The 16870-nt window shown below is 47.4% G+C and carries 14 protein-coding genes; 2 read left to right on the forward strand and 12 right to left on the reverse strand.

Features of this window, described 5'->3' with window-relative positions:
* Positions 1-19 precede the first annotated feature (19 nt).
* The 10 genes from accC to FHS56_RS04965 form a co-directional block, all read right to left on the reverse strand.
* On the reverse strand, positions 20-1366 hold the full coding sequence (gene accC / locus FHS56_RS04920; protein ID WP_166918735.1) for an acetyl-CoA carboxylase biotin carboxylase subunit: 1347 nt from the start codon (positions 1364-1366) through the stop codon (positions 20-22).
* 17 nt (positions 1367-1383) lie between these two features.
* Entirely contained in the window at positions 1384-1878 is a 495-nt protein-coding gene (gene accB, locus FHS56_RS04925; RefSeq protein ID WP_166918736.1) for an acetyl-CoA carboxylase biotin carboxyl carrier protein, read from the reverse strand.
* A gap of 52 nt (positions 1879-1930) precedes the next feature.
* The gene (locus FHS56_RS04930) at positions 1931-2932 is read right to left on the reverse strand and encodes a beta-ketoacyl-ACP synthase III (RefSeq protein WP_166918737.1); all 1002 of its coding nucleotides are present in this window, start codon (positions 2930-2932) and stop codon (positions 1931-1933) included.
* A 57-nt stretch (positions 2933-2989) separates the two neighbouring features.
* Complete coding sequence (gene plsX / locus FHS56_RS04935; protein ID WP_166918878.1) at positions 2990-3931, reverse strand: phosphate acyltransferase PlsX; 942 nt, start codon at positions 3929-3931, stop codon at positions 2990-2992.
* A gap of 70 nt (positions 3932-4001) precedes the next feature.
* The gene (rpmF, locus tag FHS56_RS04940; protein WP_166918738.1) at positions 4002-4193 is read right to left on the reverse strand and encodes a 50S ribosomal protein L32; all 192 of its coding nucleotides are present in this window, start codon (positions 4191-4193) and stop codon (positions 4002-4004) included.
* Positions 4194-4195: 2 nt separating this feature from the next.
* Complete coding sequence (locus tag FHS56_RS04945; protein WP_166918739.1) at positions 4196-4780, reverse strand: YceD family protein; 585 nt, start codon at positions 4778-4780, stop codon at positions 4196-4198.
* Between the two features lie 67 nt (positions 4781-4847).
* A complete protein-coding gene (gene pdxA / locus FHS56_RS04950; protein WP_166918740.1) occupies positions 4848-5897 on the reverse strand; it encodes a 4-hydroxythreonine-4-phosphate dehydrogenase PdxA in 1050 nt (349 codons plus the stop codon).
* A 3-nt stretch (positions 5898-5900) separates the two neighbouring features.
* Entirely contained in the window at positions 5901-7274 is a 1374-nt protein-coding gene (murD, locus tag FHS56_RS04955) for a UDP-N-acetylmuramoyl-L-alanine--D-glutamate ligase (RefSeq protein WP_166918741.1), read from the reverse strand.
* Positions 7275-7348: 74 nt separating this feature from the next.
* A complete protein-coding gene (locus FHS56_RS04960; protein ID WP_166918742.1) occupies positions 7349-8047 on the reverse strand; it encodes a YjjG family noncanonical pyrimidine nucleotidase in 699 nt (232 codons plus the stop codon).
* 4 nt (positions 8048-8051) lie between these two features.
* Complete coding sequence (locus FHS56_RS04965) at positions 8052-8462, reverse strand: ArsR/SmtB family transcription factor (protein ID WP_166918743.1); 411 nt, start codon at positions 8460-8462, stop codon at positions 8052-8054.
* Positions 8463-9036: 574 nt separating this feature from the next.
* Here FHS56_RS04965 and FHS56_RS04970 point away from each other — a divergent pair.
* Positions 9037-10965 (forward strand): tetratricopeptide repeat protein, encoded by a 1929-nt coding sequence (locus FHS56_RS04970; RefSeq protein WP_166918744.1) that lies wholly within the window; start codon positions 9037-9039, stop codon positions 10963-10965.
* Positions 10966-11156: 191 nt separating this feature from the next.
* Positions 11157-13409, forward strand: coding sequence for a DUF2339 domain-containing protein (locus FHS56_RS04975; protein WP_166918745.1), 2253 nt, complete (start codon positions 11157-11159; stop codon positions 13407-13409).
* 325 nt (positions 13410-13734) lie between these two features.
* Here the strand turns inward: FHS56_RS04975 and FHS56_RS04980 are convergent, their stop codons facing one another.
* On the reverse strand, positions 13735-14286 hold the full coding sequence (locus FHS56_RS04980) for a 2'-5' RNA ligase family protein (protein ID WP_166918746.1): 552 nt from the start codon (positions 14284-14286) through the stop codon (positions 13735-13737).
* Positions 14287-14695: 409 nt separating this feature from the next.
* Entirely contained in the window at positions 14696-16861 is a 2166-nt protein-coding gene (locus FHS56_RS04985) for a 3-hydroxyacyl-CoA dehydrogenase NAD-binding domain-containing protein (protein ID WP_166918747.1), read from the reverse strand.
* Positions 16862-16870 lie beyond the last annotated feature (9 nt).

The raw sequence follows: 16870 nt of genomic DNA on the forward strand, positions 1-16870 counted from the left end.
CAAGAAGTTTTTCGCGAATTTAAGCAAGGTCAGACATATCGAAGTTGTCCAAGAAGCGTGTGGTAAAGTTACCGGCTCTGAACTGTTCGTTGTCCAGTATTTTAATAAGCAAAGGAATGGTTGTTTTCACTCCTTCAATCACGAACTCTTGCAATGCCCGTTTGGTGCGCACAATCAGCTCTTCACGGCTTTGTGCACGCACAATCAGCTTGGCAATCATAGAGTCGTAAAACGGTGGTATGGTATAACCGGCATAAATGTGCGTATCGACACGCACGCCCATACCACCCGGAATATGCAGGTTGGTGATACGCCCAGGCGACGGCATAAATCCTTTGGCGGGGTCTTCGGCGTTGATACGACACTCCATCGTGTACAGCTGCGGCTCATAGTTGCGCCCCGAGATGGGCTCACCTGCCGCAACTTTGATTTGTTCTTTAATCAGGTCAAAGAAAGTGGCTTCTTCGGTCACGGGATGCTCCACCTGAATGCGCGTGTTCATCTCCATGAAGTAGAAGTTGCCGTCTTTATCTACGATGAACTCAATGGTGCCGGCACCTTCATAATTGATGGCTTGCGCCCCTTTGATGGCTGCCTCCCCCATTTTTTTACGCAGTTCGGGGGTCATAAAGGGCGAAGGCGTTTCTTCGATGAGCTTCTGGTGGCGCCGCTGAATGGAACAATCACGTTCCGACAAATGGCATACTTTGCCATATTGGTCGCCAAACACTTGTATTTCTATATGGCGCGGCTCTTCGATAAACTTCTCCATATAAAGCCCATCGTTGCCAAAAGCGGCTGCTGCCTCTTGACGCGCCGACTCCCAAGCCTTTTCCAGTTCATTTTCGCTGCGCACGATGCGCATCCCTTTGCCACCACCGCCTGCAGTGGCTTTCATCATCACCGGATAGCCTATTTCGGCAGCTGTCTTCTTGGCATGCTCGAGCGACTCCAACAAGCCATCAGAACCGGGTACAACCGGTACGCCTGCCGCCCGCATGGTGGCTTTGGCGGTTGCTTTGTCGCCCATTTTTTGAATCATCTCGGGCGTAGGACCGATGAATTTAATGTTGTGATCGATGCAAGCTTGCGCAAATTTGGCATTCTCCGACAAGAAACCATAGCCGGGATGGATGGCATCGGCATTGGTGATTTCTGCGGCAGCAATGATATTGGGTATGTTTAGATAAGAATCTCTTCCGGCAGGTGGTCCGATACACACTGCCTCATCGGCAAAACGCACGTGCAGGCTTTCCTTATCGGCAGTAGAGTACACCGCCACCGTCTTGATGCCCATTTCTCGGCAGGTGCGTATAATACGCAGGGCTATTTCGCCACGGTTGGCAATCAGTATTTTTTTAAACATAAAAAATCTGCTTTTAATTAAGAGAGCGGTTCTACCAAGAAGAGGGGTTGGTCATATTCCACGGGGGTAGCGTTTTCTACCAATACCTCTACGATACGTCCCTCTACTTCCGACTCTATTTCATTGAAGAGCTTCATAGCTTCGATAATACAAACTACCTGCCCTTTCTTCACCACATCGCCTACTTTCACAAAAGGCTCTGCGTCGGGATTGGGCGCACGGTAGAAGGTACCAATCATAGGCGATTTGATTTCGAGCAGTTTCTTATTGCTTTTGGGCTCGGCTGCCGGTGCTTGCCCTCCGGTTTGGGGCTGTTGCACTGCAGGTGTAGCTACCGGCGCCTGCTGATGCACCACAGCCGGAGGAGGCACAGGCACAGACGGCTGTACTACTGCCGGTGCTTCGGTATAACGCTTTACGCTTATTTTGAACTCTTCTGTTTCAATATTGACTTCTGCCAAGCCTGACTGGGCAATGAAGTCGATGAGGTCTCTCAATTCTTTCGCTTTCATGAGTGCTTTCGTTTGTTCGAGGTGGTAAAAATACAACTTTGTATTTAAAAAGTTAAACTTGGGGGTCATAAGCCCACTTGACGAGGCTGGCACCCCAAGTGAAACCACCACCAAATGCTGCCAACACCAGCAGGTCGCCTTTTTTGAGGCGTGCCTCATAATCTCTCAAACACAAAGGAATGGTCGCATTGGTGGTATTTCCGTATTTATCGATGTTGAGCATTACTTTGTTTTCGTCGAGTCCCATACGCTGGGCGGTAGCGTCTATAATACGTTTATTGGCTTGATGAGGCACCAACCATGCGATGTCATCGCTACTCAATTGATTACGCTCCAGGATTTCATAAGAGGCTTCAGCCATACCCACTACTGCATGTTTAAAGACATTGGCACCTTCTTGATAAACAAAATGCTCGCGTGCTTCCACGGTTTCATGCGAAGCAGGGCGACGGCTTCCTCCGGCTTTCATGTGCAGATGCACCCAACCAGCACCATTGGTGTAGTGCACATGGTCTAGCAAACCGTAGCCTTCGGTGTTGGGTTCCAATAAAACAGCCCCTGCCCCATCACCAAAAAGCACACAGGTGCTGCGGTCGGTGTAGTCCACAATCGACGACATCTTATCGGCACCCACCAATATCACCTTCTTATAGCGTCCACTTTGAATGTACTGCGCGGCTGTGGTCAAGCCAAACAAGAAGCCGGAGCAGGCAGCCATCAAATCAAAACTAAAAGCATTGACAAGCCCCGCTTCGTATTGAATAATGTTGGCAGTTGCCGGAAACATCATGTCGGGAGTGGCTGTAGCACAAATAAGAAGGTCTATCTCTTCAGGGCGGCTGTTGGTCTTTTCCAAAAGTTTTTTCACGGCTTGTACACCCAAATAAGAAGCGCCTAAGCCTTCCCCTTTCAGAATATGGCGTTGCTTGATACCGGTACGGGTGGTAATCCACTCGTCATTGGTATCTACCATTTGTTCCAATTCCTTGTTGGTCAATACATAATCGGGAGTATAAGCTGCTACACCAGTGATGGCTGCAGTGATTGGTGCCATGGGTCTTTTTTTTTAGTGAAAAACATAAAGAGGGGAGACGCTCCTCCCCTTTGCCTATCAAATGCTTTGGAGCAATGCGTTTTTAATTTTTGAATTTAATTCGGCTTGTGCAAACTTTTCGGCAAGTAATATCATATTACGGATAGCCAGGGGCGACGAAATACCATGCCCTATTACTACATTTCCGTTAACCCCCAAGATAGGACTTCCTCCAATAGCTTCGTAATTCATGCGATCGAAAAATGCATCGTGCAGGTTACGCTTGTTCATGATTTCATAAACAGACTCTGCCATTTTCAGCACGATGTTTCCAATAAAGCCGTCGCATACAATCACATCGGCTTTATCTAAAAAGATATCGCGCCCTTCGATGTTTCCTACAAAGTGTAGGTGCTCAGCCTCTTTCAATATCTTGTGTGCTGCTTGTACGGCAATATTGCCTTTCTGCTCTTCTTCGCCTATGCTAAGCAGAGCTACGCGTGGTTGTTCGTGCTCCAGCACATATTTGCAGTAGAGGTTGCCCAATTGAGCAAACTGCGCCAGCACTTCCGGTTTGCAGTCAGCATTAGCACCTACATCGAGTATTACACCAACATTGCCATTGACCATAGGCACATGGCTAATCAACGCCGGGCGCATGATGCCTTCTATTGCCTTGATACTGAACAGAGCGCCTACATACATAGCACCGGTATTGCCCGCGCCGCAAAAAACATCTACTTTGCCTTCTTTGAGCAGATGATAACCTAGCGCAATGCTAGAACGTGTTTTTTGCTGCATGGCTTTGGTAGGATGCTCTGCCATGCCAATCACTTCGTCGGCATGCACAATCTGAATGTTGGCAGGGACTTCTTCGGGCAGCTGTGCCCGGATAGCATCTTCTTGCCCAATCAATACAATCACGATATCACCCGGACGCTCTTGTGCTGCCATCAATGCACCCTTCACAGGAGATTCGGGGGCAAAATCGCCCCCCATTGCATCAATTGCGACTTTAATAGGCTGATTCATTAGCTAATAAAGTTTAGGGAAAAAGAAAAAACCGACGGAGCTCACCACTGGCAGAGCCTTAGATGCGCTCGTAGTCTTCGATATACACTTTTCCCTTGTAATAAAGCTTACCGTCTACCACATAGGCACGATGACGCAAGTGGAGCTCACCGGTGGTAGGGCAAATGGAAAGCGCAGGCATAGCGGCTTTGTAATGAGTTCTACGCTTATCTCTGCGGGTCTTCGAGGTTTTACGCTTCGGATGTGCCATAGTTAGTTTTCGTTTTGGTTATTTTTTAGTTTTTTTAAAATAGCCCAACGTGGGTCAATATCTTCATCATCAGTGGATTGCTGCTGTTGATTCTTTTCTTCTTCGGGATGCGTTGTATAAAAAAGACGGCTGTTATTATGCAAAGGGTCGTCGTCTTCTTCTTGTTGTTCTTCTTGTTCGTAGCGCGGGTGCAACTTCTTCAACGGTACCGCAAAGCATATTTCTTCATAAATATGATGTGCCACATTGATGCTGGTGGTCGATGAAGGCAAGATAGTCAAGTCGTCGGAATAGAACGTTTCGGTATCGCCAAATTGCACGATGTGAAAGCGCTGGAGTTCAAACGGATATTCGAATTCGTCCAAGCTGCGGTCGCAAACCAGCTGCGTGCTTCCTTTAATTCGAAACTGCAGGTGCAGCATGTTACGGTCTTTGCGCAATTGCAATTGTGCAACAAAACGCCCCTTCTCTACCAAGCTGTTTTCGAAACAGGCAAAAAAGCGGTCATCATCCTCAAAGTCGTAGGTATAAACCTGCTCTTTGAGATGAAAAACCGGTATTTCATATTTCTTCAAGTAGTCAACCATTTTGCTTTTTTGCTCATGCACAAAAATTGCGAGTGGCAAATTTATGCATTTTTTTAGCAACTGCAAACTAATCAGAAATTTCAATAAGGTGTTCAAAGCGCCTAATTTTGGCTATATCGCATGCCCAAAACAGTGCATGTAACAAGGAAGTGGGGTCAGCTATGCCCTTTCCGGCAATCTCATAGGCAGTGCCGTGGTCAGGCGAGGTGCGTACCACAGGCAAACCGGCAGTAAAGTTGACCCCTTCAAAGCCTGCAATGCTCTTAAAAGGAATCAGTCCCTGGTCGTGATACATCGCCAAGACGGCATCAAACTTGGTATAATGATGCTGCGCAAAAAAACCATCGGCAGGATAGGGTCCAAATACCAAATGTCCTTGGCGTTTGAGGTCTTTAATCACCGGGCGAATGATTCTGATTTCTTCATCACCAATCAAGCCTTCATCGCCGGCATGGGGGTTCAGCCCCAGAACGGCAATGCGCGGTTTGAGTACTGCGAAGTCTTTGCGCAAGCTTTCTATCATGAGTTGCAACTTGGTGCGCAGTTTTTCTTCATTCAAAACAGAAGCCACCTCTTTGATAGGCACATGCCCGGTTGCCACCGCTACTTTTATACGCTCATGAATCATAAACATGAGATAATCGCTTTGCCCTGTGTTATCGGCAAAGTATTCGGTATGCCCGGGGTATTGAAAGTGTTCGTTTTGAATGTTCTTTTTATTGATAGGACAGGTCACTACTGCATCGAGACGCTCCCGCAAAAGGTCTTTGGTTGCCTGCTCTAAGCAAAGAAAAGCAGCTTCGCCCGCTGCTGGCGTTACCTTGCCCGGTTCCACTTCTTCTTGCAGCGAAAAACAATTGACCAAATTCACCTTTTTGTGGGTGATTTCGTCGATGCTCTTGACTTGGTGAATAAACCACTCGGGCAAGTTCAACAGGCGACGATAACGCGAAAGCACCTTCATAGAAGCATATATCACGGGGGTACATAACTGCAAGATACGGCTGTCTTCCAAAGTCTTTAATATAATTTCTGGACCTATGCCGTTGTAATCCCCCATGGTGATGCCTACCACCGGTTTCCAATTCGTGTTTATCTTTTTGCTAAAATTGCTCATGGTTTATGCTTTTGAATAAAGAGGTTTTAGCAGCTGTACACAACGCCGGAATTGCTCACCTCTGTCTTCGTAATTTTTAAACAAATCGAAGCTGGCACAAGCCGGCGACAAGAGTACTACATCACCGGGCTGCGCTATACTTGCCGCTAAGGAGATGGCTTCTTCCATGCTGCGAGCTTCGCTACACTTCACCTTAGATTCATAGTGTGCGCGCAACTTGGCATTGTCGATGCCCAAGCATATCAAATGTTTCACGCGGCTACACACCAGCTCATCCAACATACTATAATCATTGCCTTTATCCACCCCACCGGCAATCCAAATGATATGGGGTGAAGCAGGGAAAGCCTCCAGAGCAAAGAATACAGACTCCACATTCGTAGCTTTGGAATCGTTGATGAAGCGCACCCCTTGTATTTCGGCTATCAACTCCATACGATGCGGCACACCTCCAAAAGAAGCCAAGCCTTCTTTCAGCTTTTCAGGCGAAGCGCCCACAAGCATGGCAGCCGCAAGTGCCGCCAAAGCATTGGTCAGGTTGTGTTTTCCCGACAATTTCAAGTGGTTCCACTCTATAAGTGCCGGTGGTAGGTCTGGCAATTCCATCGTCAAGCCGGCAGCCGTAGCCCATGCCCCAAAAGGCAAATTTTCTTTTTTGGTATATGCCACTGGGATGCGCACTGCCTCAATGCGGTGTTTTGCCATGGCAAAGCGTAGGTCTTTGCTTTCATAATTAAAGATGAGATAGTCGGCAGCTGTTTGATTACGAAATATGCGCATCTTCGCTTCGGCATATGCTTCATAAGAGCCGCCGTAGCGGTCGAGATGGTCGGGCGACAGCCCAGTAAGAATAGCCACATAAGGATGAAAATCGTAGCAGTGTTCGAGTTGAAAGCTGCTCAGTTCCAATACCCAATAATCGTGGTCGCCTTCTTCGACCAGACGGCGCGCAAAGCTATCTCCTACATTTCCACCCAAACCGACATCGAAGCCTGCGTGGGTGAGTAGATGATGCAACAGCAAGGTGGTGGTGGTTTTTCCGTTGCTGCCCGTAATTGCCAACAGCTTGCCACGAGTAAAACGTGCAGCAAATTCAATTTCCGATAAGAGCGGAATACCTCGTGCCACAATGCCTTGTACTACCGGCAGTTCGTTAGGAATGCCCGGGCTTTTTATCACCTCATCGGCAGTATAGATTTTTTCTAAATTATGCCCTCCTTCTTCGTAAGGAATGCCGAAATGAGCAAGAAGTGTTTTCTGTTCGGCTTTGAGCTGTCCCACTTCGGACAAAAAGACCTCATAGCCCTTGTGTTTTGCCAGAAGGGCTGCCCCCACGCCACTCTCGCCTCCACCTAATACAATGATTTTCTTTGCCATAGAGTCACTGCTGTAAAGCGCAAAATTATGCGATTATCAAAGACTTAACAAGTGCATGACAGTCCGTAGGCTCTTTATTCATTCAAAAACAAAGGCAGCTGGCTGAAACAGCTTATCTGTAAGCTTGTTTGCGGCGACTCCAAGTGCTTGGGGTTATACCACAAAGCATGCATGCCCACTTGAAGCGCCCCGCATACATCTGCCTCCCAGTTGTCGCCTATCATCAAGCACTGCTCCGGGCTACAGCCCACGGTTTCCATGAAATAATGAAACGCCCGAGCTTGTGGCTTGGCTGCCCCCGCCCTGCAGGAGGTAACTACCGTATGAAAGAAAGACTCGATGCCTGCCGAACGCAACTTAATGTGCTGTACATCGGCAAAACCGTTGGTGAGGATGTGCAGACCATACCCGCGGCTTTGCAGGTCTGTGAGCACCTGTGGTACATAAGGCAAGGTATAAGGCTTGTGGGGGCAACGCTGTACATATTGCTGCCCAAAATCATCTGCCCAAGCCAAGGGAATGCCCAAGCGCTCAAATATATGTACAAAACGCACACGCCGTAGTGCGAACTGTTCTATCTGCCCCTGATTGTATGCTTGCCATAGCATATGATTGACCTGCCTGAAAACCCTCAAAAAGTCCTCGAAGTCTTGGCAATAGCGCCCCACTCCATACTCCTCGAATAGCTCGCACAGGGTTTCTTCCGAAGCGCGTTCATAGTCCCACAGGGTGTGGTCTAGGTCAAAGACAATATGGCGGATGTCATGATGCATAAAATCAGTGGTTTAATTTCATCTCTTCGAGAAAGAACTGCCCACGCTTGTGAGGTTCCACCTTCCACAGCGAAAGCTCACGGTTCGAAAACAGTGTCTTATATATTTTCTGGTCTTGCTGGAGTACGGGGTCTTTTACCAAAGACAGCAGTTGCTCCACTACCCCACGCACCTCTTCCTTCATGGAATAGAAAACCCATTGGTCTATGCGATTGGCACGTGCAATGCCAGCATTGCGCAGATATCCCAAATGGCGCGAGGTTTTGCTTTGTGAAAAATCTAAAATCAACTCCAAATCAGAAGGAGTCATCTTGCCGTTGCGCCACAATAAATGTATGATACGCAAGCGGGCTTCGTCAGAGAATGCCTGAAATAACTGCGCAGCCAAGGGAAGGGAAAAGTGTTTGATACGCATAATTTTATTGTGGTTAATCCATCTGAAAATTCATCCTTTATGCATTTTAAGAGGATTACTTTGTTTTCATTCACTCTCATAAGATAGCTTGAATTTACAAAAATTGTCTATCTGTTGCTCCTATTGCCTTGCTGCCGCTCAGCGAAGCAGTACTCTATGGCGACATACAAAAACCTACCCGATAATATACCAGCCACGCACCCATTCAAAATACCACCAACGTAAAGACGGCTGAATGTAAACAACGATTTTGACAGGAAAAGAGCGCTTTGCGCTTACTCTCTTTCATCCGGTAAAAGGAGAGCGTTTCGAGAAATTACGGAGTGGATGGTTACCTATACCAACAGCAGTTTAAAGAAAGAACAAGCGCACGACCGACTCATAAGACTGATTTATCGAGGCTGTAGGTATGAGCCATCTTCCGGCTAAATTTTGTAAAAACGAATGACACCTTGCATAACAAAGTTCATAACATAAAAAAAGAAAAACATAATTTTGTTTTTATGCAAAAAATCAATAAAATGTAAGGCAAAAACAAAAAAATACTTTTCTGTATTGAACAGCCAACAACTTTATGATAAACCAGAAAATTCTTGAACTGGAGCGTGCCCTACAAGAAACCCAAGAAGAAAAACGACAAATAGACTTACTCAATGAGCTTAGCTGGTCTTTGCGTGATATAGACCTGCGGCGTGCTATTCAACTAGCACAACATGCCAACCGCCTGTCTATACGCCTTTCGGACGGCAGCATTTACGATTTTGGCTTGGCATGGAGTTCCATGCATCTGGGGTTCTATCACTTCCTGCTGGCACAATACGAAGATGCTATCAGTCGCTTGTCGCAAGCCAAGCGTTTGTTTCAAAGCATAAACCACTCGGACGGCTTGGCACTCACACTGAGCCGGCTGGCGCTCACCTACTGGCACACCGGTGAGTATGAAAAAGCCCTCGCTTATGTATTGGAAGCAATGCATTCATGTGAAAATAAGCGCAACTTAAGCTATGCATGGGCAAGCTATGTATTAGCCAGCTTCTATTTAGAACTAAAGGAGCCCCGTTTATCTATGACCTACTACGAGAAAGCTCTTTCTATATTTGAACAACACCAAGAAACTGGAGGTGCTGCCCGCTGCTACAACGGCTTGGGACGGCTTTATCAAAGAGAAGGCGACATAGTCAATGCCCTGCACATGCAAAACCAAGCCATACGCCTTCAACAGAAAATAGGCGACCAAAGTGGCTATGCCCGTTCGTTGCATGATATTGCCTACATTCTCATGCAACAAAAACAGTACGAAAAAGCTCTGCAATACGCCCAAGAGTCGCTGAGCATACGCCAAAAATTAGGTGCCAAAGGCTCCATTATCAACAGCAAGCTGCAAATAGCTTGGCTTTTTTATCATAAAAAACTCTACGACAAGGCTCTAAAAGAAGGGTTTCATGCGCTGGAAATAGCATCCAACATACAAGCCAAGCCCAAGTTGTATCGCATCCATGAGTTGCTTGCCCAAGTCTATAAAGCCATCGATGACAGTAAAAAAGCCCTCTATCATCTAGAACAGTACATTCAACTAAAAGAAGAAGTGATTGGAGAAGACGCCAACACACGCCTCAAGCGCTTGCAAATCAGTTTTGCCATAGAGCGTGCCGAACACGAAACGGAAATGTACCGCCTCAACAACATCAAGCTGCGCGAAGCCTATGAAGAAATTCAAATAAAAAACAAGCAAATCACCGAAAGCATACAGTATGCCCGCCACCTGCAGGAAGCCCTCTTGGCTGACAGCAAGCTGCTTCGTAGTGCTTTCCCTCAGTCGTTTGTAATTTATCTTCCCAAAGACATCGTCAGTGGCGACTTTTATTGGATGAGTTTGGTACCCAGCTTGTTTCCGCAAACAGGCAGCGAGGTTTTACTGGCAGCAGGCGATTGTACAGGACATGGGGTGCCCGGCGCCCTGATGACCGTACTGTGCCTTTCCATGCTCAACCAAATAGTACAGGAAAGTAAAATATGCGCCCCCGCACAAATTCTTAATGTTCTGGATTTTCATCTGCAACGTACCATCAATTGGAAAGGGAAAAGGCTTCAGAACCAAAGCGCCGACATGGCTATGTGCCGTTTGAATCTGAAAGAGAAAAAATTACTGTTTGCAGGTGCTCACATGGACTTGATTCTGATACGCGACCAGCAGATACAGACACTGCGAGGCAGCCGCTTCCCCGTAGGTTTTCCGCATGGCAAGCGCTCGTTCAGCTTCACCGAAACAAGTATAGAATTGAAAAAAGGCGATATGCTTTATTTGTTTACCGACGGTTTTGCCGACCAGTTCGGTATTAGCGAAAATCGCAAATTTATGCTCAAACGCTTCCGTCATTTGCTCCTCAAAATTGCCGACCTGCCTACACAAGAACAAGAGCAGCTTTTGCTGAGCAATTTTCATGAGTGGAAAGGCAGCCTCGAACAAACCGATGATGTACTGGTAATAGGGATACGAATATAGAAACTGTCGGCTTCGGGCATAGCTTCTTTACAACGCCATTCTCTCTATAAGACCACGCAGCGTGGGTAGCAAAGGCATAACAGCAAATTGTTTTGGGTAATCTTTTACAGGCAACAAACAACACAGACACAGCGATTTGTCTAATTGATTGTTTTTGTGCAAATTCATGTACTAAAACATCACGTTTTTCCATGAAAGCATCCCAGCTCGAAGCCCTAAAGCAGAAAATACAAAACCATCGCCAGGAGCTCAAACAGCTACTGGAAGTAGATACCCCCGATGCTCAAACCGAAAAGCGCATCAGAGCCATCACACAAGAGCTGACGCGTCTTCAAGAAAGCTATGAGCGACTGGCAAACACAAGTGATGGCGCCCACACAGGCAGTCCAGAAAACAGTTCAAAATCCAAGGCAAACCACTGGGAGCAAACACTCGTACGCAAAGGCTTTACTCTTGCGGGTATCGTACTGTTTGTGCTGGGGGTGCTTTTACTACTTGCTTATGCCATAGACCACGGCTGGCTTACCCCGGCTGTCCGCATTGTGCTGGGCTATGTAACTGCTCTTAGCTTGCTGGCAATCGGCATTCGCCAACGCCCTTTGAGTGTCCGCTATGCTTCGGTGTGGGTGGCAGGTGCTGCCGTAGTTAGTTTTATTACTTCGCTTTATGCTGTAAACCATTATGCACTCAATCACTGGGGAGGCATCGCTCTACTGGTAGTGAATATGCTTGTATTTCTCTGGTATGCGTATCGCTACCGTGAAGAGATTATCGGGGTACTGGGATTTGTGGGAGGTTATATGGTGCTGGTCCCCTTACAAGGACTGCATGCAGACAGCTTGCTTATTTTCACTTACATAGGCATTTTGAACACAGGTATTTCGCTGCTTGCCCTGCGTCTGTATTGGTGGCGCACGCTGCTGCTCTCTTTCCTGATAGCTTCTCTTTTCTTGCTTGTTTGGGTGATATTCGAAGTTTCCTTCGGTATCAGCACATACGGACAAAAAACGTCAATGACCCTCATCGTACTTTGGTATAGCCTGCTGTATCATGTCGTATTTTTGCTTTTAACTTATAGATACGCAGCAGAGAAGTTGTCTTTGGCTCTGTGGTTTTTGTTTTCCAACATAGGCTTGGCTTTTGTCTTAACAATAACCCTTTATGAGGGCAACTGGATGGTACCTGCCACCTTTGCTGCCTTCCTGATGCTGCACGAATTGCTTTGGCACTATCTGCCACTTCCCCGCCTGATGCATGCCTCGCTGCCGGCTTTCCGTCTGCTTGCTGCTTTGTTTGCCATTGGCACCCTTCATCTGCTGCTATTGCCTGACTTTGCTACGGGCGAACCCATAGGAGTAGAAAACGACTTTTGGCGCCTATTTCCGTGGACTTCTCTTTACTTATTTGGAGCTGCCGCACTGTATTTCATTGCCCATAACCATACCGCCACTTACTGGCAGGTCATCTACTACATCACTGGGGGGCTTTTTCTGCTATCTGGTTTAACACAAAGCCTTCAGTTTGAAGAAAACAAATTGCTCTGGTGGCAACTACTGAGTCATTGGGCTGTCATTGCAAGCATGGGCTACCTTTGCCGACGGCTTACAGTACCAGACAGCCAACTGCAAAATGGTCTCACCATTTTCTTCATTTTCACTTTTTGGTTTTCAACAGTTGAATTTATCAACTTTGCTTTGCTGAATAACCTCTATGATAACACCTTTAGCTCTCCGCTCATCTTTTGTTTCAGTGTGGTTTATTATTTAGCCGTAACCCACTGGGCAGAAAAACGTGCCGGGCTGGTCTTTCCGCTGCCCATACGTTATGGCTGGGTACCTGCACTCGCCACCTTTGCTTTTATCGGATGCCTTGCAAGCATAGAAAACATCACATGGCATATATTCATAAAAGGCGCCTCACCTTGGGGATGGTTGTGGCGCTATGCAGTTTATGCGGCATTCTGGGGATTGCTGCTTCATCAAAAAAAGCAGCTGTCGCAAGGCAACTACCCAAAAGCCTATGTGCAAGCAAACTTCTACCTTCGAGAAATAGGACTGCTGCTTATATGCAGTATGGAAGCCATCGGCTTTTATATGATAGCCATGCAACCGACAGACAATGCAACTTATCAATTTCATCTTGACCTCAGCTTGCGTTTTGTGTTGAGCTTGTCGTGGTTGCTGCTTGCGGCTTTTTGGATTTACACGGGCGTCCGTCAAAAGCATTACAATCGCCGGCGCTTGGGGGTTCTGCTTGCATTGCTCTCTGTTTTGAAAATATTGCTTATGGACATCCGCACCGAAGCCACACTCAACCGCATTATTTTATTTATTGCATCTGGCGGTGTTCTACTGATTGCATCCTATCTTTACCAGCGATACAAAAACTTTTTGGCTGAGGATAATACGGAAAACAATAAATCCGATACATTGCCAAGGGCATAGAATATTCGAGCACTCACCTGCCTGCAACAAGCGCGGGAGCGCCCCACAGAAAAAGACAGGCACTAAATAGCTCGTTGCCTCGGTTTTACCCGTCATGAACTGCAATGCACGGAACAGTACTACCGGAAGCTGCTCGAACAATACAGGCAGGCGCTTTTGCATCAGTAATTTGAAAAAGGCTGTGCTTCTTTGCAGCAAGCACATGCCTTGCCGCCTTTTCGCATAAGCCCCACCAGTTGCTTGATTCCGGTTTGTTGGTGCTACCTACTGCAGAAGAATCAACCCAATGGGCACTCCCTGCCGAGTATTTGCCCTACCTGCTGCCCTAATTCCCACCGGAAAATGGAAAGAAGACATGTTCTTTCCATTGCTTGTGTTCATGCTTTAGCAAATAGAAACCTTTTACTTCAAAGCTGGCAGAAAAAGGTTTGTCTTTGTAATAAGCCCACATCTCCTCAAACTGAGCGGGCGACACATCGCGATGCGCCAAGGTCATGTGCGGGTGAAAAGGGCGCTCCATGCGGCGGTCATGAATGCCATGTGCCTCTTTCAGGTAGGCACAAAGCGAAGCCTGCAGACCTTGCAAAGCGCCCGATGGCTCTACATGTAAAAACAACACACGCGGGCGAAAGCAGTCAAAACCGTCAATATACAGGCGGAAGCGTTCAAAAGGAGCTGCAAAACGGCGTATCGATGCTACCAACTGCGCCTCTTCGCTTTCGTTCATGCGAAAAGGCATGTACAAAGTAATATGAGCAGGTGAACGCAACGCCCACGAGCAGCCAAACAAATCACGAATTTCTTCTTTCATTGCCCGCACCTCCGAGTACAAGGGTTCGGGTGGCACCACCGCAAAAAAATACAAACGCTCTTGCATGTGTCCACTTACCTAAAAAAGTTGATTTACATGGTAAAAGTAGGAAAAATAAAAAAGTGTCAGAGAAAGCAAGCATTAAGGTAAAATCATTGCCCAAAAGCATGCCCTTGCTTCCCCTCTCCTTTTGTAATCTTATCCCCCCACGCTTCAAGGTTGTTTCGGGCGCCCTTTGTTGTTATTTCGAACGCAAGCGAGAAATCTACCTGCTTTTTATGGCTTGGGATAACGAGATTGCTCACTACGCTTGCACTTCGTTCGAAATAGCAAGAGACGACAACCTAAAACATGTACTCAGCTCAAAAAAAACAAGCGTGTTTCTTCCAAGACAGCAGGTTGTTAAAACAAAAAAACGACCTTCCGTAAGGCAGCACTTTTAGCTGTACGAAAGGTCGTTCAATACAAGCGTCTTTTATTTCCAACGGTTTATATAGCCTGCATAGTCATTTTTAGCGGCGGCTTCACGCAAAGCGTCGGTAGGTGTAAAGCGCTCGCCGTAAGTCTTAGCCAAGCGCTCCAGCTCTGCTACAAAGGTTTGAATGCCTACGTAGTCAATAAATGAAAGGGCGCCCCCTGTATAAGGCGGAAATCCCCATGCCAGAATCGAGCCCACATCGGCATCGCGGCGGGTGCGCACCACACCCTCTTCAAAGCAGCGAGCTGCTTCCAACGCCTGCCGGTACAATAGGCGTTTTTTGAGTTCTTCTATGGGTGGTTGCTCCGCCTTGGGTGGGAACAGCTCCTGCAGCCCCTTCCATAGACGCTTGGGTTCATTTTCCGGATATTCGTAAAAGCCTTTTTTGTCGCGGCGCCCCGTACGCCCCAGCTCCTCCACAAACTTGATAATCACCTTGCCTTCGGGTAAAGAAGAGAAAGCCAATCCTGTATCTTTCTCGGTTTGTTTGCCTACTTTATATATCAAATCCAGATTGACGGCATCGGCTACTTCGAGAGGTCCCACCGGCATGCCAGCCTGCTCGCCGGCATGCTCTATGAGCGCCGGCACTATCCCTTCTGCAAGCATGGTGATGCCTTCTGAGGTGTATGTGCCAAAGCATCGTGAGGTGTAAAAGCCGCGCGAATCGTTGACTACAATGGGTGTTTTACGAATTTTCTGCACATAAGCAATGGCGGTAGCCAAAGCATAATCGTTTGTTTTTTCGCCCATGATGATTTCCACCAGCATCATCTTATCGACCGGCGAGAAGAAATGCAGCCCGATGAACTGCTCCGGACGGCGGCTTGCTTCTGCCAGCGAAGTGATGGGCAAGGTAGAAGTATTGGAAGCAAAAACAGCCCGTTCGTCAAGAAATGCTTCTGCCTCTTGCGTTACTTTGTATTTCAATTCTCTGTCTTCAAATACGGCTTCTATGACCAAGTCGCAACCTGCTAAGTCTGCAGCATCAGCCGTGGGGCGAATCAACGCCAGCACTTGGTCTGCCTGCTCTCGGTTCATCTTGCCACGTGCCACACTTTTTTTAAGTAATTCGCGGGAGTAGTCCTTTCCTTTCTCTGCTTTTTCTACTGACACATCTTTGAGCACCACCTCAATGCCTGCCATAGCACTCACGTAAGCTATGCCCGAGCCCATCATGCCGGCACCTAAGATGCCTACTTTCTTCACCTCACGGGGTGTTACTCCTTGGGGGGCTGCCGCCCCTTTATTGGCTTCGTTCATGGCAAAAAACAAGGTGCGAATCATGTTTTTTGCCTCTTTGGTTTGGGCTATTTGAGCAAAATATTTTGCTTCTATGTCTAAACCTAAATCTATGGGCACCTGCAGCCCTTCATAGAGGCACTTCATGACAGCATGTGCTGCCGGATAGTTGAAATGCACCTTCTGTACCAACAGCGCCGTTCCTGCCATGAAGGTCTGCACTCCTTTGGGACTTTGCACATTGCCTCCCGGTATCCTATAGTCTTTCTTGCCCACGACCTTGCCTTTTTTGTCTATTTCGTCGTAGGGCTGCAACGCTGAAGGGTTTGCCAGCGCCCAGTCGATGGCTTTTTGCAACAGCTCCTCTCTTGTGTCTGCCAGCTCATCTACCAGCCCGGCTTTCAGCGCTTCTTGCGGATTCATACGTTTGGCTTGCAAAATAAACTGCATAGCTGGCTCTATGCCAATCAGGCGTGGCAGACGTTGTGTGCCGCCGCCTCCCGGAAACAAGCCTATCTGTATTTCGGGCAAGCCTATTTGTATTTTTTCATGATTGAGCGCTATGCGTCGATGGCAAGCCAGAGCCAACTCATAGCCTCCCCCCAGGGCAGTACCATTGATGGCAGCCACCACAGGCTTACGCCCGGTTTCCATGCGGCGAAAGATATTGTGCAATTGCCGAATCATCTGGTAAGTAGTTTCCACATCTGCCGATTGCTGCAACATTTTCAAATCGGCACCTGCCACAAACTCCTTCCTTGAAGAAGTAATCACAATTCCTTTGGCTGCGTCGTCGCTGAGTGCCCGCTCAAGGACTTCACCCAGCGCTTTGATAGATTCCTCATTGAGTACGTTCATCGGATAGCCCTCCATATTGATGTCGAGCACGGCTACCCCTTTCTTGATTGTATATTGAATCATGACTTCCTT

The organism is Thermonema lapsum (assembly GCF_011761635.1).
In the GTDB taxonomy this organism is placed as follows: Bacteria; Bacteroidota; Bacteroidia; order Cytophagales; family Thermonemataceae; genus Thermonema; species Thermonema lapsum.

Bases quoted from the DNA above. Each gene is read 5' to 3' on its own strand.
- accC (WP_166918735.1), bottom strand. From the start codon at position 1,366: ATGTTTAAAAAAATACTGATTGCCAACCGTGGCGAAATAGCCCTGCGT.
- accB (WP_166918736.1), bottom strand. From the start codon at position 1,878: ATGAAAGCGAAAGAATTGAGAGACCTCATCGACTTCATTGCCCAGTCA.
- FHS56_RS04930 (WP_166918737.1), bottom strand. From the start codon at position 2,932: ATGGCACCAATCACTGCAGCCATCACTGGTGTAGCAGCTTATACTCCC.
- rpmF (WP_166918738.1), bottom strand. From the start codon at position 4,193: ATGGCACATCCGAAGCGTAAAACCTCGAAGACCCGCAGAGATAAGCGT.
- FHS56_RS04945 (WP_166918739.1), bottom strand. From the start codon at position 4,780: ATGGTTGACTACTTGAAGAAATATGAAATACCGGTTTTTCATCTCAAA.
- pdxA (WP_166918740.1), bottom strand. From the start codon at position 5,897: ATGAGCAATTTTAGCAAAAAGATAAACACGAATTGGAAACCGGTGGTA.
- murD (WP_166918741.1), bottom strand. From the start codon at position 7,274: ATGGCAAAGAAAATCATTGTATTAGGTGGAGGCGAGAGTGGCGTGGGG.
- FHS56_RS04960 (WP_166918742.1), bottom strand. From the start codon at position 8,047: ATGCATCATGACATCCGCCATATTGTCTTTGACCTAGACCACACCCTG.
- FHS56_RS04965 (WP_166918743.1), bottom strand. From the start codon at position 8,462: ATGCGTATCAAACACTTTTCCCTTCCCTTGGCTGCGCAGTTATTTCAG.
- FHS56_RS04970 (WP_166918744.1), top strand. From the start codon at position 9,037: ATGATAAACCAGAAAATTCTTGAACTGGAGCGTGCCCTACAAGAAACC.
- FHS56_RS04975 (WP_166918745.1), top strand. From the start codon at position 11,157: ATGAAAGCATCCCAGCTCGAAGCCCTAAAGCAGAAAATACAAAACCAT.
- FHS56_RS04980 (WP_166918746.1), bottom strand. From the start codon at position 14,286: ATGCAAGAGCGTTTGTATTTTTTTGCGGTGGTGCCACCCGAACCCTTG.
- FHS56_RS04985 (WP_166918747.1), bottom strand. From the start codon at position 16,861: ATGATTCAATATACAATCAAGAAAGGGGTAGCCGTGCTCGACATCAAT.